The sequence below is a fragment of the Bradyrhizobium sp. 164 genome (genome assembly GCF_023073715.1).
Classification (GTDB): Bacteria; Pseudomonadota; Alphaproteobacteria; order Rhizobiales; family Xanthobacteraceae; genus Bradyrhizobium.
In genome coordinates this window covers 21,234-40,654 of sequence record NZ_JADPKA010000108.1, presented here as the reverse complement: position 1 = coordinate 40,654, position 19,421 = coordinate 21,234, and the positions used below count along the sequence as shown (strand labels likewise).

The 19,421-nt window shown below is 65.1% G+C and carries 15 protein-coding genes and 1 pseudogene; 6 read left to right on the top strand and 10 right to left on the bottom strand.

Going from position 1 to position 19,421, the window contains the following annotated elements:
- Positions 1-133: 133 nt before the first annotated feature.
- From IVB01_RS32675 to IVB01_RS32665, 3 genes are read left to right on the top strand one after another with little or no spacing between them, the layout of a single operon-like run.
- The gene (locus IVB01_RS32675; protein WP_247281491.1) at positions 134-805 is read left to right on the top strand and encodes a chloramphenicol acetyltransferase; all 672 of its coding nucleotides are present in this window, start codon (positions 134-136) and stop codon (positions 803-805) included.
- Positions 802-1,998 carry an alpha-D-ribose 1-methylphosphonate 5-triphosphate diphosphatase gene (locus tag IVB01_RS32670; protein ID WP_247281492.1) on the top strand — a complete coding sequence of 399 codons (1,197 nt, stop codon included), beginning with the start codon at positions 802-804 and terminating at the stop codon, positions 1,996-1,998. Before IVB01_RS32675 ends, IVB01_RS32670 begins: the two co-directional genes overlap by 4 nt.
- An 18-nt stretch (positions 1,999-2,016) precedes the next feature.
- Positions 2,017-2,715, top strand: coding sequence for a DUF1045 domain-containing protein (locus tag IVB01_RS32665; protein WP_247416890.1), 699 nt, complete (start codon positions 2,017-2,019; stop codon positions 2,713-2,715).
- Between the two features lie 3 nt (positions 2,716-2,718).
- Here IVB01_RS32665 and IVB01_RS32660 read toward each other — a convergent pair whose 3' ends face one another.
- The 6 genes from IVB01_RS32660 to IVB01_RS32635 form a co-directional block, all read right to left on the bottom strand.
- Entirely contained in the window at positions 2,719-3,327 is a 609-nt protein-coding gene (locus IVB01_RS32660) for a hypothetical protein (protein WP_247281529.1), read from the bottom strand.
- 83 nt (positions 3,328-3,410) lie between these two features.
- Positions 3,411-4,811, bottom strand: coding sequence for a selenium-binding family protein (locus tag IVB01_RS32655; RefSeq protein ID WP_247281494.1), 1,401 nt, complete (start codon positions 4,809-4,811; stop codon positions 3,411-3,413).
- Positions 4,812-5,096: 285 nt separating this feature from the next.
- The gene (locus tag IVB01_RS32650) at positions 5,097-6,035 is read right to left on the bottom strand and encodes a dihydrodipicolinate synthase family protein (RefSeq protein WP_247281495.1); all 939 of its coding nucleotides are present in this window, start codon (positions 6,033-6,035) and stop codon (positions 5,097-5,099) included.
- A gap of 131 nt (positions 6,036-6,166) precedes the next feature.
- The gene (locus IVB01_RS32645) at positions 6,167-8,248 is read right to left on the bottom strand and encodes a methyl-accepting chemotaxis protein (RefSeq protein WP_247448911.1); all 2,082 of its coding nucleotides are present in this window, start codon (positions 8,246-8,248) and stop codon (positions 6,167-6,169) included.
- Between the two features lie 118 nt (positions 8,249-8,366).
- Positions 8,367-9,137 carry an enoyl-CoA hydratase gene (locus tag IVB01_RS32640; RefSeq protein ID WP_247281497.1) on the bottom strand — a complete coding sequence of 257 codons (771 nt, stop codon included), beginning with the start codon at positions 9,135-9,137 and terminating at the stop codon, positions 8,367-8,369.
- A complete protein-coding gene (locus IVB01_RS32635) occupies positions 9,134-9,583 on the bottom strand; it encodes a MarR family winged helix-turn-helix transcriptional regulator (protein ID WP_247281498.1) in 450 nt (149 codons plus the stop codon). The genes IVB01_RS32640 and IVB01_RS32635 overlap by 4 nt, the downstream gene beginning before the upstream one ends.
- Positions 9,584-9,817: 234 nt before the next feature.
- Here IVB01_RS32635 and IVB01_RS32630 point away from each other — a divergent pair, with 234 nt between their 5' ends.
- Entirely contained in the window at positions 9,818-11,545 is a 1,728-nt protein-coding gene (locus tag IVB01_RS32630; RefSeq protein ID WP_247416895.1) for an ATP-dependent Clp protease adaptor ClpS, read from the top strand.
- A gap of 37 nt (positions 11,546-11,582) precedes the next feature.
- On the opposite strand, the pseudogene IVB01_RS32625 reads toward IVB01_RS32630, so the two are convergent.
- From IVB01_RS32625 to IVB01_RS32605, 4 genes and pseudogenes are all read right to left on the bottom strand, one after another.
- Positions 11,583-13,243 (bottom strand): annotated as a pseudogene (locus IVB01_RS32625) (tannase/feruloyl esterase family alpha/beta hydrolase).
- An 82-nt stretch (positions 13,244-13,325) separates the two neighbouring features.
- Entirely contained in the window at positions 13,326-14,570 is a 1,245-nt protein-coding gene (serA, locus tag IVB01_RS32620; RefSeq protein WP_247281500.1) for a phosphoglycerate dehydrogenase, read from the bottom strand.
- Between the two features lie 141 nt (positions 14,571-14,711).
- Positions 14,712-15,944, bottom strand: coding sequence for a rhodanese-like domain-containing protein (locus IVB01_RS32615; RefSeq protein WP_247281501.1), 1,233 nt, complete (start codon positions 15,942-15,944; stop codon positions 14,712-14,714).
- Positions 15,945-16,242: 298 nt separating this feature from the next.
- Positions 16,243-17,127, bottom strand: a complete 885-nt coding sequence (locus IVB01_RS32605; RefSeq protein ID WP_247281502.1) for a dihydrodipicolinate synthase family protein — start codon at positions 17,125-17,127, stop codon at positions 16,243-16,245.
- A gap of 155 nt (positions 17,128-17,282) precedes the next feature.
- On the opposite strand from IVB01_RS32605, the gene IVB01_RS32600 reads away from it, so the two are divergent.
- The gene (locus IVB01_RS32600) at positions 17,283-18,695 is read left to right on the top strand and encodes an FAD-binding oxidoreductase (RefSeq protein WP_247281503.1); all 1,413 of its coding nucleotides are present in this window, start codon (positions 17,283-17,285) and stop codon (positions 18,693-18,695) included.
- An 8-nt stretch (positions 18,696-18,703) separates the two neighbouring features.
- On the top strand, positions 18,704-19,420 hold the full coding sequence (locus IVB01_RS32595; protein ID WP_247281504.1) for a GntR family transcriptional regulator: 717 nt from the start codon (positions 18,704-18,706) through the stop codon (positions 19,418-19,420).
- The last annotated feature ends 1 nt before the right edge of the window (position 19,421 follow it).

Genomic DNA, 19,421 nt, shown 5'->3' with positions numbered 1-19,421 from the left:
TGACATCCGCGTTGCGGTGCGGCGATCCAACACACGTCATCCCCTGTCATCGCCACGTCATGACGTTGTCATCAAAGCATTGTCATCAAGCCGCTCCAAGAAAAATGCCCCACCCTCGCGCTTCGGATGCAACATGGCCGCCAAAGCTCTTTCGATTCAGCCGACCATTGATCCCTCGGCCAAGCTGCACGAGGCCAGGCTCGGCGCCTACACCGAGGTCGGCGCGCGCACCGTACTGCATGAAGTGGCGATGGGCGATTACTCCTATGTCGTCAACGATGCCCAGATCACCTACACCACCATCGGAAAGTTCTGCTCGATCGCGGCAATGACGCGGATCAATCCCGGCAATCATCCGATGCATCGTGCGACCCAGGCGCATTTCACCTACCGTTCAAGCGCCTATTTCGAAGGTGAAAGCGACGACACCGAGTTCTTCGACTGGCGCCGCCAGCATCACGTCCATGTCGGTCACGATGTCTGGATCGGCCACGGCGCGATCGTGCTGCCCGGCCGCAATATCGGCACCGGCGCGGTGATCGCGGCGGGCGCTATCGTCACCAAGGACGTGCCGGCCTACACCATCGTCGCCGGCAATCCGGCGCGCATCGTGCGGCGGCGGTTCTCGGAGCAGATCGCCGGCCGGCTCGCCAAGCTCGCCTGGTGGGACTGGGATCACGACAAATTGCGTGAAGTGCTGCCCGATTTCCGCAAGCTCGGGATTGAAGATTTCCTCGCGACATACGAAGCACGGGCGAGCTCTTTCACCGGTTCTCCTGCCAGCAAACCAAGCGCGGTCGCGTGACAGACATTTTCCTTGAAGGCGGCCGGGTCCTGATCGGCGCCGGGCTCGTCGAAACCTCACTTCTCGTGTCCGGAACGGACATTGCGTTGGTCGATGTCCCTCGCGGCCGCGCGCGGCTCGCTATCGATGCCCGCGACCTGCTGGTGCTGCCAGGCATCGTCGATCTGCATGGCGATGCCTTCGAGCGCCAGATGATGCCGCGCGCCGGCGTCGATTTCCCGATCGACGTCGCGCTCGCCGACAGTGATCGTCAGGCGATCAGCAACGGCATCACCACGGTGTTCCACGCCACGACCTGTTCGTGGGAGCCTGGCTTGCGCAGCGCTGACAATGCGCGCGGCCTGATGGAGGCGATCGAGCGGCAGCGTCCGCAATTCGCCGCCGACACCCGCTTCCACCTGCGGCACGAGACCTACAATCTCGATGCCGAGACCGAGATCAGCCAGTGGCTCGCGGAAGGCCGCGTCGACCTGTTCGCCTTCAACGACCACATGGACGGCACGGTTGCGGACATGGCCAAGCCGCGCAAGCGCAACCGCATGGTGGAGCGCACCGGCCTATCGAGCGAGGAATTTGACCGGCTGGTCGAACGTGTGGTGGCGCGCGCCACCGACGTTCCGGCGTCGGTCTCGCGGCTTGCGGCGGCAGCCCGCGCCGCCGGGGTGCGAATGCTCTCGCATGACGATGCGACGCCGGCGATGCGCCAGGAGTTTCGCGATCTCGGCGCGTTGATCGCCGAGTTTCCGATCAACGAGGAGACAGCGCGGGCGGCAGCAAGCCACGGCGACGCCATCGTCTATGGCGCTCCCAACGTCGTGCGCGGCGGCAGCCATACCGGCTGGACCAGGGCGTCGGACATGGTCGCCAAGGGTCTCTGCTCGGTGCTGGCCTCGGACTATTACTATCCGGCACAGCTGCTGGCCGCATTCCGGCTCGCCGCCGACCGCGTGCTGCCGCTGGAGCAGGCCTGGGATTTGGTCTCTGCCGGACCTGCGCGTGCAACCGGCCTTACCGATCGCGGCGCCATCGCGGAAGGGCGCCGCGCCGACATTCTTTTGGTCGACGACAGCGTGGAGTTGCGGCCGCGGCTAATCGCCGTGATATCAGGCGGCAAGCTGGTGCATCTCACCGATGCGACGCGGCTGCTCACAGCAGCAGCGGCGGCGCCGCGCGAGGCTGTCGTTGCGGCTTAAATTGGTTATGCTGAGGCGATGACAGGTTTTCCCCGCTACGCGATCTATTTTGCGGCCGACGCCCACAGCGCCCTCTCCCGCTTCGGCGCCGAGCTGCTCGGCTACGATGCCTACACCGGCGACGAAGTGCCGTTTCCGCGCGAGGCACTGGATGTCGCGCCGGACTGGCGCGATATCAGCGCCGATCCCCGCAAATACGGTTTTCACGCCACACTGAAGGCGCCGATGATGCTGGCGCCGGGCAAGAGCGAGGCCGAGCTCGCGGCGGCCTGCGCGGCATTTGCTGGTAAGGAGCGACCGATTCCGGCGATACGACCGGTCGTCGATTCCATAAGCGGCTTCATTGCCGTGATCGCGGCCGAGCCGGTCGATGCGCTCCAGCAGCTCGCCGCCGATTGTGTCAGCGAATTCGACTCGTTCCGCGCCCCTCTGAGCGCGGAAGATCGCGCGCGTCGCAAGCCCGAGAAACTGAGCGAGCGGCAGCGCGATTACCTCGACCGCTGGGGCTACCCTTACGTGATGGAAGAATTTCGCTTTCACATGACCCTGACAGGACGGCTGGACGCAGAGCGCCGCGGGCCCATTCTGGAGATGCTGCGGAGCAGGTTTGCAGCGCTAGGATCCAAGACGCTCGTGATCGACCGCATCGTACTGTTCAAACAGGACGACGCGAAGGCACGCTTTCGCATCGTCGGCGAGTGGGCTTTGACGCGCTAGGCTTCACCGCCAGCTCGAGACATTGAAGGCGAGCGCCACGATCCCAACCACGATGAGGCTGGTTGCCCAGATCACATCCAGATTGAACCAGCTTCGCGAGACAAGCCTCAATCCCAGATAGCGGTAGACCAGCCACGCCAGACATCCGCCCGCGCTGATCATGGCGGCAACGTGCACCACAGACACCAGCACCGCCATCCCGAGACTTGCCTTCACAAGATTTGCCTTCATCAGCGCGCCGGCGGCCGCATGGCCGGCATCGAGTTCGAAGGCCTGGCAGAGACCGAGATAGATCGGCACGAGCATCAAGGCGGCGCCGTGAGCAATGGCAACGGCAAACGACCAGAGCGCCAATTGCGTTGGCGGAATTCGTGCCAGCGTGCGCGGATGACGTCGCTCGATCAGCCGATAGACGCCGAAACCGATGACGAGAAGGCTCGCGACTAGCTGGATCGAACGCTGCCACTCGGCCAGCACGAGCAGCAGCGCGAATGGCAGCAGCACGAGAAGCGTTGCCAGAAGATGCCCGGCCGCCAGAGCCCACAACGCACGGAACAGCGCGCGCGGGCTCTTGTCCATGAGCCCGGCCGACACGGCGAGCGGCCATCCCATACCCGGATTGACCCCGTGATAGAAGCCGCTCGCAACGAGAGCGAGCCAGAGCCAGCCAAGCGCCGGGCTCGCGTGTCCCCAATCTAGGCCGACGGGTAGCAAAAGGAGTCCGTCGAACAATCGCCGCCTTCCAGCCTGATCTGGTGCGCACGATATCCGTCGGGGAAGCTCACGAAATAGTCCTTGTCGAGCTCGAGACCGCCGTCGCGACCGACATTGGCCATGACTTCCACGCCCGGAACTCCGTCGGGGTAGAATTGGTCATCCCAGGTGGAATAGAGCGAATTGGTCCAGTACACGCGCCTGCCATCGCGGCTGATCTCGACCATCTGCGGACCTGCCGCAAAGGCCTTGCCGTTCGGATGAGGCGTGCGGCGCGCGATGCCACCGATGTGGACCGAGCCTGCAAGCTTCGGCTTTCGCGGATCACTGACGTCGTACTGGCGCATTTCACCCGTGCCCCAACACGAGACATAGAGAAAGCGATCATCCATCGACAGGTCGATATCGGTCACCAGAGGCGGCACAGCACCAAAACCCTGGAGCAGCGGCGGGAGCTTCTCCTTTGGCGCGGGCTCCGGCTGGATCGTCGCCGTCTTCTCCACGTGGAATGTCCCGCCTTCGCGCCACCAGGTCCAGATCGATGCTTCGAGGTTGGTGGTGTCGACCACGACGCCAACGAAGCCGTATTCGCGAACCGGATCGTGCGCGGGCCGCACCTCCAGGGCCATCTGATGATTGGCGCCGAGGTCGATGGTCTGGACGTTGCGACGGGCGCGAAGATCCCAGAAGTGGAGACGATGGCCATATTTATTCGCGAGCAGATCTTCCGGGACGATCCCGTTCTCGAACTGGGGCGGCAACGCCCATTCACTCGTCACCATGTAGTCGCGCGGCAGGTTCCACCAGAAATCATAGTGCAACGTCTGCCGACCGCGGTCGATCTCCCATCGTCCCAGGACCTCGAACGTCTCGCAATCCATGATGAAAACGCCTGGAGGACCGTTGGTGCCGTCCTTGCCGCCGCCGCCCAGCGTGCTCACATAGATGCCGTCCGGCCCGCAATGGATGGTATGCGGCCGCGAGTAACCGGTCTTTTTGAAGACTTCTTCGGGCTCGATGATCTTGTGGATCTTGGCTTTGGTCGGATCTGGCTTGGTGTCGATGATGTAGATCCGCGACGAGCGCAGTCCGGGGATGATGAGATAGCGCCGCTCGATGAAGGCATGTCCGGCGAGCGGCGACAAGGCGGAGGAGCAGGCATTCCAGCCGAAGTGGTGAAATTCATCGCCCTTGTTGGGCATCGTCACGGTATGGACGATTTGGCTGTAGGTCGGCGACCCCGGCTTGACGTCGATGACCGCGAGAGCATCAGGTTTTGAGAAATCTGGACTGAGCAGCAGCGTGTAGGCAAAGTTCTCCGCTGGTGCTTCCATCGCAAGCTTGGGCGATGCGTGAAAGGTGGGATCCGGCCTCATCGTCATGGCACTGCCTCCCTGTTCCGTCGGTTCACGCCAACCTGGCTCGAAATAGCGGCAAAAGAAGAGCTGTTAGGTGATGTCCTGAGATTCTCCGCAGGCCTGGTTGGCAAACGTACAATATGTCATCGCCGGGCAGCGGGAAACCACCCGAACCGCGCCAATTCGACGCCTTCAGCCGAAATGGGCGGACCCCGTCGTTGCGAGCGAAGCGAAGCAATCCAGACTTTCTCCGCCGAAACAGTCTGGATACTTTCGTCGCTTCGCTTCTCGCAACGACGGTGGAGAGCCCTACTTCCCCCACCGCAGCGCCAGCGCGTCGCGCTCCTTGGCCAGCTCCAGCAGCCCCGCGCGCGTCGCCGGATGCAACGGCTGCAGCGGATGGCGCACCGTGTCCGACCTGATCACGCCACCGGCCTGCATCATGACCTTGCAGGCGATCAGGCCGCATTGGCGGTTCTCGTAATTAATCAGCGGCAGCCAGCGCTCGTAGGCCGCCTTGGCCTCCTCGCGCTTGCCGGCGAAATAGGGATCGATGATCTGGCGAATGCCGTCGGGATAGCCGCCGCCGGTCATCGCCCCGGTGGCGCCGGCATCGAGATCGGCGAGCAGCGTGATCGCCTCCTCGCCGTCCCAGGGGCCCTCGATGTTCTTGCCACCCGCATCGATCAGGCTGCGCAGCTTTGCGGCAGCGCCGGGCACCTCGATCTTGAAATAGCGGATGTTGGAGAATTCGCGCGACAGCCGCGCCAGCAGCTCGACCGAAAGCGGCGTGCCGGCAACCGGCGCATCCTGAATCATGATCGGAATGGTGATCGCGCCCGAGAGCACCTTGAAGAATTCGACGATGCCCTTCTCGGGGACGCGGAAGGTCGCGCCGTGATAGGGCGGCATCACCATCACCATGGCGGCGCCGGCCGCCTCGGCCTGCCTGCTGCGCGCCGCGCAGACGGCCGAGCTGAAATGCGTGGTGGTGACGATCACGGGAACCCGTCCGGCGACATGCTCCAGCACGGTATGCATCACGGTTTCGCGCTCGGCATCGGTGAGCACGAACTGTTCGGAGAAATTGGCGAGGATGCAGATGCCGTGCGAGCCGGCGTCAATCATGAAATCGATGCAGCGGCGCTGGCCTTCGAGGTCGAGCTCGCCGCGCTCGTCGAAGATAGTGGGCGCGACCGGGAACACGCCGCGATAGGGGCGCTGGGCCTTGTGTGGGGTGACCGGCATCGAACTCTCCATCCCTGATGTGTCTTACGTCTGGCGCCGCGCACACGCTGCGAGGCGGCACAGATGTACCCGCCGCGGCGACCTGCGGCAATGCCGAAGGCGCGACGTTGGAATCAAGGAATGAAGCGAAACTAGGCGGTCTTCACCGCTCCCAAAAAGCCCTCGACCGCGACGCGGAGACGATCGGCGTCCGCCGACATCTTCTTGACGGAGTGAGACAACACCGTGCCGGCGTTGCCGGTCTCCCGGTTGAGCCTGGCGACGCTGCCGATGGTATCGGTGACCTCGCGGGTGCCTTGTGCGGCCTGCTGGAAGTTGCGCGAGATCTCGGTGGTGGCCGCGCGCTGCTGCTCGACGGCCGCGGCAATCGCCGTCATCTTCTCGTCGATGCCGCTGATGGCGCCGCCGATCGACCGGATGGCGGCAACCGCCTGGCCCGTCGCGCCCTGGATCTCCTCGACCTGACGCGAGATCTCTTCCGTCGCGGTCGCCGTCTGCGCCGCGAGGCTCTTGACCTCGCCGGCGACCACGGCAAAGCCGCGGCCGGCTTCGCCCGCGCGCGCGGCCTCGATCGTGGCGTTCAATGCCAAAAGGTTGGTCTGGCCGGCGATGGCGTTGATCATCTTCACGACCTCGCCGATGCGGCTCGCGGTCTGGTCGAGGATCTCAACGGTCGCGTTGGTCTGCGCGGCCTGCGACACGGCTTCGCGGGCCTCGCGAGCGCTGGCCTGCACCTGCGCGGAGATCTCGCCGACGGACGCGGAGAGCTCTTCGGTCGCCGCTGCGATGGTCTCGAGATTGTTGGTGGCCTGCTCGGCCGCGGAGGAGACCGCCGCGGTCTGGCTGCTCGATTGCGAGACCAGCGAGCGCACGCCGCTGGCGGTGTCATCGAGCTCCCGCGTCGAGGCCGCAACACTCTGGATAACAGCCTGCACGGTGTCGTCGAAGCTGCGGCAGGCGGAATCGACGGTGCCAGAGCGGGCGAGCTGGAACGCCTGCTGCGCTTCACGCTCCTGCCCCAGCCGTTCCGCGGTTGCCGCGCTCTCGCGCAGGCTTTCGAGTGCGGCGGCCATGGTGCCGAACTCGTCGGGATGCCGGGATTGCGGCACCGGCGTCGCATAGTCGCGCGCGCTGATGCGGGCGATGGCGTCGAGGAGGGCGCGCACCGGGCCCATCAGGCGGTTGCGCACCACGAACACGCCGGCCAGGGTCACGGCCAACGCGAGCAGAAATGCGAACGACTGCACGATGAGGTTGGTGAGGCCTTTATTCTGGACCGTCTCTGCGCGCGCGATCGACTGGTCGAGGGCCTTGTTCGCGACGGCGACGATGGACGCGAACGGCGACTGGCATAACGCGTTCCATTCCGAAGCGGGCATCGCGGGGCGACCGCTGCCGTCGAGGTTCTTGGTCAGCTCGCCGATCTGCTTGAGAACTCCATCGGTCTTGGCCCGTGCCTCCTTGGCCGCATTGGCGAGGTCCGCCGTCACGTCGGGCGCAGCCAGCAGCTCCTCCATGCCGGTCCAGCCGGCGGTGATGATGCCGTTCCAGCTTGCCACGGTCTGCTTCTGGGTCTCGTCGAGCGGCTTGGAGCTGTTGACGTTCGGGCGCAGCGTCGAGCACTGGATGCCATAGCGGTCGCGCACCTGCCAGGCGAGGCGGCGAGCCTGGATCATGCGGGCGATGAAAGGATCGTTCATCCAGGCTCGGTTCGACACCGCCGTGGAGGCGAGATTGGCGGTCTCGATCACTCTCGTGACGGAATCGTACCAGGCGGCGGTGCGCTCCACCTTACGCTCGCCGCGCGGCAGCCTGGCCTCCTCGTAGAACAGCTGGAATTTCGGCGCGGCCTCGCTCCAGCGCTGCTTCAAGGTGTTTGCGAGCTCGTCGCGCCGGGCGAATTCCACGGTGGAGAGCGCGGCGATGATGGCGTCAAAGCCGGCCTGCTCTGCCTTTTCGGCGGCGCCGAGCTTGGCACGCGGATCGTCCTCGCCGAGCAGCGCGCTCTGGGCATCGCCGCGATTGTTGCGCAAGGACAGCACGCCCTGGAAGATCGCCTTGTCCGCGTTCGCAAGCCGTTCGGTCTCCAGACTGTCGCTGTAGCGGCCGAAGGCCCCGAACATCTGGATCGCCGTGCTGGCCAGCGCGCCGGCGGCCAGCAGGGCCATCAAAGTCAGGAGAAGCGAGCTTACCGATTTCTTAAACATTGCCATGGTCGGGGGCCTAGTCTTGACGAGCAGCCACCTTGCACCGCGACATGCCAAGGTTTGGTTAAGACTTTAATCGAATACCTGGGTTGTACTCGCTGCGCCTCCGGCAGGCCGCGTTCCCTCACGCAACCCTGGTGAAATCCGGCGGTCGGCGCTCTGCAAAGGCAGTGAACGCCTCGCGCGCTTCGGCGGTGCGCAGGCGCTGCGTGAACTGCTCGCCCTCCGCGTTCATCTGCGCAACCAGCGCCTCGCCATTGCGCATCAGCTTCTTGGTGGCGATGAGCGCACCGGCCGGCTGGCGGGCCAGGCGCTGCGCGAGCGCAAGCGCCTCGGCATCGAGCGTGTCGAGCGGCACCACCCGGTTGGCGAGGCCCCATTCCAGCGCGGCCTGCGCCGGCACCGTCTCGCCAAGTGCGAACATCTCATAAGCTCGGGCGTAGCCGATCCGCGCCGGCATCAACAGGCTGGAGGCCGCTTCCGGCACCAGCGCGAGGCTGACGAAGGGCGTCGACAATTGCGCATTGTCGGCGAGGACGACGAGATCGCAATGCAGCAGCATCGTGGTGCCGACGCCGACGGCGCGGCCCTGCACCGCCGCAACCAGCGGCCGGGTGCAACGCGCCAGCGACTGGATGAACCGCACGACGTTGCGGCTGCCTTCCGACTTGCCCGCTGCAACCGCGGCAAATTCGCCGACGTCGTTGCCGGCAGTGAACATGTCGCCCTCGCCGCGGATCAGGATCACGCGAGCGGACGGATCGAACTCGGCGGATTCGATACTGTCGGCGAGCTTGCCGTACATCGTGTCCGTCAGCGCGTTCTTCTTGTCGGGGCGCGCCAGCGTAAGGGTAAGAATTCCGCTGTTGTTCTCGATCCGGACGTGCTCGGTCATTCGTCTGCTCCTCTTGGAAACTTGTCCTGAATGCACATCAGCCAGCGTGCGACGATGTCGATCTCCGCAGCCGTAAATCCTTCCGTCAGCGCCGCATTGACCTCCGCCGCGCTGGCCTTCGCCTGCGCCAGCGCGCTGCGCCCCTTCGGCGTCAGCCAGATCCGCCAGGCGCGTCCGTCCTCGCGATCGGCCCGCCGCTCGATCAGTTTGGCGGCTGCCGTGCGATCGACTAGGCCGGAAATGCCGGCCGGGCCAAGATCGAGCGCCGCACCCGCCTCACCGATCAGCACACCATCCTGCTTGCCGAGAATGAACAGCAGCCCGGCCTGCGCCGGCGTTACCTCGCTCTCGGGCCGAGCCGCCATCCAGCGCTGCAACCGGCGTTGCGCGACGCTCAGCAGGTAGATCAGGCGATGGTGGCTCGCTGTGGCTTCCTTATTTCGCATACGAAATATATAATGCGAGGCCAACCGCGTTGTCAAAGAGGGGTTGCCGATGCGGCATGGCCATGGCGATCGCGGTCGTGCCGATCGTCAAGCCGACGCGGCACGAAGGCGGCGAGTGGGATGGCGCATTGAAATTCCATCGGGAATTTGACGCACCCGTTGGCGCTTGACGGCCGCCCTCCTTTATGTTCCATATTTGTTCTTCACTCGTTTTGGTTGCAATAGGATCATTTCATGACGAAGGATGCGCGCGGCGAGCGCGAGCCGGCTCAGCTCGTGATTCACAATGATGACGAAACGCCGGACGAGTTTGTCATCGGGTTGCTCCGCCAGGTTTTTGGCAAATCGGAGCGTGAAGCGGCCGCGGTGATAGCGCGGGTCGAGCGGGAGGAGAAGGCCACTTGCGGTCCGTACCCGCAATCGGTCGCCGAGGCGCTGTTCAAGTCGGCTCAGCAATATATCTGGCTCGGCCAACATCCGCTGAGGATCACGCTAGAAGAGATTAAGACCCCCTGCGAACTCTGCGGCAAGCCTGAGGGACAGACCGATGTTCGGATCGGGAGCCGCACGGTCTGGCTGTGCAGCGACTGCATTCGTGCAGCAGACACCGTGAACACACCGCAAGAGTCGGAAGAGGAGTTCGAATACGCTTGCGACGTGCTTGACTGGCATTTTGCCAACGTCTCGCGTAGCAATCTCGTGACCACCATCCGCCAGTTTCCCGGCCATATGCGGGTCGATGTCCAGGCAGCGATCGAGGGACTGTTCGGCAAGTCGATCCGGCTGTTCGGGCTGAACGAAGAACAGCGCTACGAAACGCTGTCGATCTCACGGCTCCTCCGCGATGGCCGCAATGCGCTCGCGATTGCTCCGCTGCAATATTCCGACGTGGATGTCGGCGAGAAGAGCCCGGTCAAATGTCTCGATAACGGCCTCTGGCTGTGCGAGCAGGATGGCCTTCGTTACGCGGTCTTGCTGTGTGCCCACCGCGAATACAGCCGAGAACCGGGAATTCGGATCGAGATCCTCGTGCCGGCAGGCACCGCGGGCGCGGCACTCGTGCAGCAGTGTTTTGGCGAGCTGGAGCAGGCCGTGCAAGCTGCGCGCAGCTATCGCGGCAAGATCCTGTCCCTCGACGCCGATTCCGACTATCGCGGCCGCTCGCGCGGCATCACGGTGCATCGGCTGCCGCCGGTTGCGCGCGATGAGGTGATCCTGCCCGAACAGACCCTGCGGCTGCTCAATCGCAACGTTCTGACTTTCGTCAACACCCGAGATCAATTGCGCCGGCTCGGCCAGTCGACACGTAAGGGCATCTTGCTTTACGGACCGCCGGGCACCGGCAAGACCCATACGATCCGCTATCTGGCAACTCATTTGCCCGGGCACACGACACTGATCATCACCGCCGAGCAAATCGAGCTTCTCGGCGCTTATATGAGTCTGGCACGGCTGCTCCAGCCGTCGATGGTCGTTATCGAGGATGTCGATCTCATCGCCCGCGACCGCGACGACATGGGGCCGTGCGAAGAATCCATGCTGAACAAGTTGCTCAACGAGATGGACGGGCTGAAGGAGGACGCGGACATCCTGTTCGTCCTGACCACCAACCGGCCTGAGGACCTCGAAGGCGCCCTCGCCGGCCGCCCGGGCCGCATCGATCAGGCCATCGAAGTCCCGCTGCCGGACGAGACCGGCCGCGGCAAGCTGGTCCGGCTCTACGGCAAGGGGCTGCCGCTCGACGATGCAATCATCGCAGAAGCGGCCCGCCGCAGTGAGGGCACGAGCTGTGCCTTCATCAAGGAATTGATGCGACGGCTTGCGCAAGGGAGCCTCGCGCGAGACGGTGGCAATTCCGTCGTGTCTGCCGACATCGACGAGGCGCTCGACGACATGTTGTTCTCCGGCGGCAGGCTCAATGCGCAATTGCTCGGAGGCGCACAGGCGATGGCGACGAGATAACGCCTACCCACCGGAGTGGCGGGCTTGGACTGAGCGTTTACGGCGCGCAGGTGAAGCTCGAGGCCTCCGTCACCGGGCCCGACTTGTAATGAGGCCAGGCCGGCCAGCGGCACAGCGGCATCGCGCGCAGCGTCGCGAACGACGGCGCTTCGACCTTCTGCTCGGCGACTTCGAGATCGCCGGGCGCCTTGCCCTGCTCGACCCAGTCGACCAGCACGCTCAGCATGTCGACATTGGCCGGCGCGCCGGAGCCGACATGGTCGACTCCGGGCGCGGTGTAGAGCCGCGCGAACTCCGCGGTCTCCGCCTTGCCGAGCTTGCGCTCGACGCTGTCGAAATAGCGGATGCCGGCATAGGGGCTCTGCGCATAGTCGGCCATGTGCTCGAGCATGATCAGCCGGCCGCCGCGCACCCGGAAGCGGCTGAGATCGGGATCGGTCGAGTCCATCAGCGTGGAGACCTCGATCAGCCGCGCCTTGTGCTCCTCCACCTTGTAGGTGGTGACGTCGAGCTTGGGATCGCGCGCGAATACATATTGGATGCCGCCGGCGCCGTAGATCCAGGCGATGCCGTTGTTGGGCGCAGGCGGCTGCGCGGGCGGCGCGGTGCCGAGCCACCATGCGACCCAGCCGCCGGTCGGGCCGATTGCCGGCGTGTCCTCGCCGGAGACGCCCCAGCCCGGATAATCGTCGAGACCATTGGCGAGCGCGAACGGGAATTTGTAGGGCGCGTGCAGCGTGTTGACGGCCTTGATCTGCGCGTCAGTGAGGCACTGATCGCCGCTCTCGCCCGCCGCGCAGCGCAGCGTCTCGACCTTGAACGCCGCCTTGCAGGAAACGGGATCCTGCACCAGCGCATCGTCGGAGCCGTCGGCCTTGTCGCAGGCCGCGCGCACGGCATCGCCGACGAGCTTGACCTGCGCCGGATTGATCCAGCCCTCGCCCATGGTCACGAGGCCCGAGCGGGTGCCGGCATGCTGCAAGCCGACCCAGTTGATGACGGGAACGCGGGCGAAGATGCCGTCGAAATCGTCGGGATAACGCTGCGCCATGGTAAGACCTTCGCGGCCGCCTTCGGACGAGCCCATGAAGTACATCTTGTCCAGCTTCCTGCCGTAGGCGCGCTGCATCAGCGCAACCGCAGCATCGCGCACCTTCTTGTAGGCGCGATGGGCGAAATTCTCGAACGCTTCGTCGTTGAGCGCGAACAGCTGCGGCGGCTCGCCCTGCTTGGTCTCGTGGCCGGAATCGGTGCCATAGGTGACGAAGCCGCGCGCGAGCGGCGACGGCTTGTCGAAGGGATAGGCCGGCGGCAGCGCAAGGCCGGTGATCAGCACGCCGTTGAAACCGCCGCCGCCATATTGCAGCGAGCGCCCGTTCCATTCGACGGGAAGGTTGACCTGGAATTTGATCGGCGGCGCCTTGGGTCGGCGGGATCGATGTGGCCGAGCACCTTGCAGAAGCGCGGATTGGCCGGCGTGATGCGCCCCGACGGGGTCGGCCCGCGCTCGGCGACGGCGAGTTGCGACGGCGCCAGCAATGTCGCGGAATCGATCTTCACCGCATCAGTGCCGCCAACAAGACCGTTGCAGACCGTCTCGGCGTCGTCTGTCAGCGTCGCCGCCGAGGCGCTACCCGCAGTCAATGCAGCCGCCGTCCCTACGAGCAGCGCACGGAGCTTCGCACGCATTTGCGCCATGGTTTCCCCCTGTTTTCTGTTCTCGTTCGATCCGTCAGGAGGCCGCATTGAAGGCGACCTACCGCCGGCCGTCAATGATGCGCTAGTGCTCGAACACCAGCCGCGCGCCTACCGTGCCCTCGAGGCTGCGGATCTGCTGGAGCAGCGCTGCCGAATCCTGACCGGCCAAGTCGGCATCGAGCACGACGTAGCCGAGATCGCCGGCGGTCTCCAGATATTGCGCAGCGATGTTGATGTCGCGTTGGAGAAAGACTTCGTTCAGGCGCCGCAGCATGCCGGGTACGTTGCGATGGACGTGGCTGAAGCGCGCGCCAGAGGGTCGCAAGTGCAGCTGCACCTCCGGGAAATTCACCGCGCCCATGGTCGAGCCGGTGATGAAATAGTCGACCAGCTTGCGCGCAACCTCACCGCCGATCCGCTCCTGCGCCTCCTCGGTCGAGCCGCCGATATGCGGCGTGAGGATGACGTTCTCGAGGCCCTGCATCGGGCTGTTGAAGCGATCCGCGTTCGAGGACGGCTCGACCGGAAACACGTCGACGGCCGCGCCGGCGAGATGGCCGTCGCGCAAGGCGCGCGCGAGCGCATCGAGATCGACCACGGTGCCGCGGCTGTTGTTGATCAGGAACGAGCCTGATTTCATCGCCCGCAGCTCCTTCTCGCCGATCATGCCGGCGGTCTCCGGCGTCTCGGGCACGTGCAGGCTGACGACGTCGCTCTGCGCCAGCAGCTCCTCCAGTCTCTCGACCGGCTCGGTGTTGCCGTGACGGAGCTTGTCGGTGCGGTCGAAATAGATCACGCGCATGCCCATGGCCTCGGCGAGCGTCGAGAGCTGCGAGCCGATATTGCCGTAGCCGACGATGCCAAGGGTGCGGCCGCGCACCTCGCGGCTGCCGGTCGCCGACTTGTCCCAGCCGCCGCCATGCGCCGACACCGAGCGCGGAAAGATCCGCCGCAGCAGCATCACGATCTCGCCGATCACGAGCTCGGCGACGCTGCGCGTGTTGGAGAACGGCGCGTTGAACACGGGAATGCCGCGCTTGCGCGCCGCGGTCAGATCGACCTGGTTGGTGCCGACGCTGAAGCAGCCGACCGCGAGAAGCTGGTCGGCGGCCCCAAGCACTTCATCGGTGACCTGGGTGCGCGAGCGGATGCCGAGCAGCGACACGCCCTTGAGCGCCCGCCGCAGATCCTCGCCGTCCAGCGCCTTGGTCAGGCGCTCGACATTTGTGAAGCCCGCGCTTTTGAACAGGTCGACTGCGCTATCATTGACGCCTTCGAGCAGCAGCGCCTTCGCATTCCGCTCGGGGCTTTGGCCGGGGGCTGGCATTGTATCTCCGTAAGTAGCAACGTTGCCGCAGCTCATAGACCGCGGACGGTGCGCGGCACAATAGGGCCTGAGAAGATGGCGGGAGCCCGCCATGCTTGCGTCAGCAATTCCGCCATCCCGAGAGGGTGAAGGGTAACAGAGTCAGATCACATAAAACCCGTGCGTTCCGTCCCGGCGGAGCTGCTCGACCAGGCCATACTCCCAGTTCAGATAGGCCTGCATCGCACCTTCGGCGACGTCGGTGCCTTCATAGGGGCGGCGGTAACGATGTGCCGGATCTGGCTTCGGCAATACGCGCGGCGGGCCGATCTCGAGCGCACCGTCATAGCCGCCTTCGAGCACATAGACCTCCCAGCCCATCTGCGCGAGCCAGGACGCCGTCATGTCGGCACGCACGCCCTTGTCGTCAGTCAGGAGAATGCGCGCCCCACGCACCGGTGCGGCCATGTCGGTCTCCTGAACGAGCTGGCCGCCAGGATAGTGGCGGAAGCCGGGAAGGTGGCCGGCCGCATATTCCTCGGCATCGCGCACGTCGAAGCGATAGAGCGTGCGGTCGGTCCGCGCGACAAGCGCCGCCGCCTCGCTCGCGCCGATATGACGAACGCCGGCGCGATAGGCGACGTCGCGGGCATTGGCCGGGCCGCCTTCGAACGGCCCGAGCCCGCCGCGCCTGTCGGCGCCGTGATCGAGCCTGTGCCGCGCCAGCGTCCAGCCGATGGTGCCGTTGCGCAGCGCGCACACCTGGTTGGGCACGCCGGCATTGATCAGCGACTGGGTGCCGATGATCGAGCGCGTGCGGCCGGCGCAATTGACGATGATCGTGGTGGCGGGATCGGGCGCGGCGCTGCCCGCGCGCAGCACCAGCTCCGCGCCCGGCACGCTGACCGAGCCCGGAATGTTCATGGTCGCATATTCGTCGAAGCGGCGAACGTCGAGAATGGCGATGTTGGCCTTCTCGGCAATGAGTCTTGCCACCTCGTCGGCGCTGAGCGAAGGCGTGTGGCGGCGCGCCTCGACCAGCTCGCCAAATGCTTTTGAATAGGAATTGACGTCCTCGAACACCTCGTAGCCGGCCTTGCGCCAGGCCCTCAGCCCACCATCGAGCACGCTGATGTTGCTGTAGCCGAGCGCGGCCAGACGTTCGGCGCCGGTCGCAACCAGCTCTTCCCCATCGTCATAGAGCACGATCGCCACGTCCTTGCGCGGCAGCCTGACCTCGGCTTCGACCGCGATCCGGTCGGCAGCCATGTTAGCAGCGAACAGCGGATGACCAGTCGCGAACGCCGCCTCGTATCTGAGATCGAGCAACGCGATTTCTTCGCGCAACAGCAACGCGCGGCGGATCTCGGCGGGAGTGACGGTACGGCGCTTCATGGCGTGAACCTTGACGAGAACAGGCCATGGGCTTTGAACGATTGTCGCGCGCTTGGCTAGCCTTCGCGTCGCGGTCACTCGCCTGGAACGAGCTGCCCGAGCGGGGGCTGCGCCGGTCGCCGCAACTTGCGATGCCGTGACCGAGAACAACGGCATCAGCGCCACGACGCTCATCGAGGCGAACTTGCCGGCCAACCCAGGATCGCATCGCGATGGTCGTCGCAGATGCCGGCGATGATCTTCTCGCCGAACGTCTCGTCACGCGAACCGCGGCAGTGTACCGCGATTACGTGGGATCTCAGGCGATGGCAGGCGCCATCAACGCGTCGAGCTTCCGCTGGAACGCGGCGCCGTCGGACAACGCGCGGAGCGGCGGTCGCACACGCAGCCAGCTGGCATCGCCCGTCTGCGCCGCGAGGATGGCCTTCAGCGTCGCGACCAGAGATGGCGTCTTGTCCACGACGTCGATCGCGGCCTGCATGCGCGCTTCGACATCCTTGCCGTCGACCATGGCCTTGACCAGCTCCGGCACGACATTGGCCATGCCGCAGATGGTGCCGGCGCCGCCGGCGGCGATCGCACGGGCGATGTCGGCTTCGTTGCCGACGGTGATGGCGAGGTCGGGCGCGGCGTTGCGGAACGCCTGGAATTCCTTGAAGTCGCCACTGGAGTCCTTCAGGCCCGCAACCACCTTGCCGTAGCGCTTGCGCAGATTCGCAGCGACGCTGGTCGGGATCGCGACGCCCGAGACCTGTGGAATGTGATAGAGCGAGGCGCGCAGGCGATCGTCGCCGACTCCGTCGATGATCGCGGCGAAGGCATCCTCGATGCCTTCAGGGGTGACGTTGCGATCGAAGTAAGGCGGCAGCAACAGGACGTGACGCAGGCCGAGGCCGAGCACGGCGCGCGTCAATGCGATGCCGTCGGTGATGGCGGGGAAGCCGCCGCCGATGCCGATACGCTCCGGCGCGACGCCGGCCTTGAGCACGGCTTCGATGGTCGCGATACGTTCGGCGGCAGTGAACGAGGTGCCCTCGCCAGTGGTGCCGAACAGCACGACACCGTCGATCCCTCTACTGAAGAGTTGCTTGGCATGAGCCGCGAGCTTTGTGGAATCCACGCTGCCGTCCGTCGCCAGGGGCGTCACTGATGCCACCCAGAACCCGCGAATTGCCTCCATCATCAACATCATCCTCTGCTGCGGCTTCGGACTAAGCCTCTGATCCATCAGATCTTCAGCGCCTGTCGAAGCATTGTTTTGCTTTACATTTTCGCCTTGTACCTTACATACAAGGCGAATGCAAACCCGCGCCCGTCGGCGCCCCAAGGAGGTCTCGCATGGATATGGCGAACCCGGTTGAGCGTCCGGACCAGTTGCTCGGCGCGTTGCGCGACAAGCTCGGCGCGGCCGCGGTGCTGACCGGCAGCGACGTGCCGGCGCGCAATTGCAACGATTGGAGCGCGAGCCTGCCGCAAACGCCGCGCGCGGTGATCCGTCCGCTCGATGCGCAGGGCGTTGCCGATGCGATCCTGGTCTGCCGGCAGGCGCGGCTTCCCTTCGTGCCGCAGGGCGGATTGACCGGGCTGTGCCGCGGCGCATCGCCCGAAACAGGCTGGGTCGCGATCTCGCTCGAGCGCATGACCGGCATCGAGGAGATCGATCCTGCGTCGGCAACGATGACGGTAAAGGCAGGCACGCCGCTGGAGACGATCCAGAAGGCCGCAGATGAGGCCGGCTTCTTCTTTCCGCTCGATCTCGGCTCGCGCGGCTCCTGTGCCATCGGCGGCAATCTCTCGACCAATGCCGGCGGCAACCGCGTGATCCGTTACGGCATGACGCGCGAGCTGGTGCTCGGGCTCGAAGTGGTGCTGCCCGACGGCACCATCATCACCACCCTCAACAAGCTGATGAAGAACAACGCCGGGTACGATCTGAAGCATCTCTTCATCGGCTCGGAAGGCACGCTCGGCATCATCACCCGCGTGGTGCTGCGGCTGTTTCCAAAACCGCGTTCGACCATGGCTGCGCTCTGCGCGCTGAAGGACTATGCCGCGGTGATCGCGCTGCTCGGCGCCGCACGCAGCGGGCTCGGGCCGCTGCTGTCGGCCTTCGAGGTGATGTGGCCGGACTATTGGGACGTGATCACGATTCGCGCCGGCGTGAAGCCTCCGGTCGCAGCTGGCCACGGCCTCTACGTGCTGGTGGAGGCGCAAGGCACCGACGAGAGTATCGACGCGCCGCGCTTCCAGACCTGGCTCGAAGAGCTGATGGAGCGCGGGCTGCTGACTGACGCGGCGGTGGCGCAATCGCTGGCGCAAACGCAAGCGTTCTGGCGCGTGCGCGACATTTGTGCCGAGTTCGGCCGCGTGCTGGGGCCGCACATCTCCTACGACATCGGACTGGCGGTGGCGCGGATGGACGAGTTCGCGACGCGCTGCAAGGCCGCACTCGCTGATGGCATCAAGGGCTGCGAGAGCGTCTATTACGGCCATATCGGCGACGGCAACCTGCATCTCGTCTCCTGGGTCGGGGGTCTCTCCGTCGCGCAGCAGCCGAAGGAGGAAATGGACGCGATCATCTATGGTCTCGTGCGCGAGATGGGCGGCAGCGTCTCCGCCGAGCACGGCATCGGCACGCTGAAGAAGAAATGGCTGGATCACGCCAGGAGCGAGCCTGAGATCGCGCTGATGCGCACCCTGAAGGCCGCGCTCGATCCCGAGCATCTGCTCAATCCCGGCAAGGTGATCTGACCGAGCCCATGAAGTCATTGAAGCTCGATACGCCGAAATCGCTGTCGCAGCGGGTGATGCAGCGGCTGCGCCAGGCCATTATCGACGGTGAGTTCGCGCTCGGCGCCGCCATCTCCGAGGAGATGGTGGCAAATTCCTTCGGCGTCAGCCGCACGCCGGTGCGCGAGGCGATGGGCCAGCTGCAGGCGCAAGGCCTTGTGGTGATCCGGCCGCAGGTCGGCAGCTTCGTGTTCACGCCGAGCGCGGAGGACATCCATGCGCTCTGCACCTTCCGCATCGCGCTCGAGCCGAAGGCGGCCGAGTTCGCCTTCCGCCACGACCGCGACGGTGCTGTCGCCGCGATCAGCGCAGCGATCGCCGCGATGGAGCCGGCGATCGCGGCAAGAGACAACATCGCCTATGGCCGCGCCGACGCCGCTTTTCACGAGGCGCTGTTCGCCCATTGCGGCAACCGCTACCTCGCCGAATCCTATCAGCTCGTCTCCGGCCGCGTCGCCGCGCTCCGCACCAATTTGACCTCGCCGATCGACGTGCGCACCCGCTCGTCCTTCGACGAGCATCGCAGACTGCTCGATCTGTTCGCACGCGGCGAGCAAGCCTCCTTCGAAGCGCTGATGACGACGCACATCACCAATTCGGGCGTGGTCTATGCCAAGGCGCTGAAATTAGAGGCGCTGAAAGGAGAGGCGGTGAAGATGAAGATGGAGGGGCCGAGGATGGATTGAG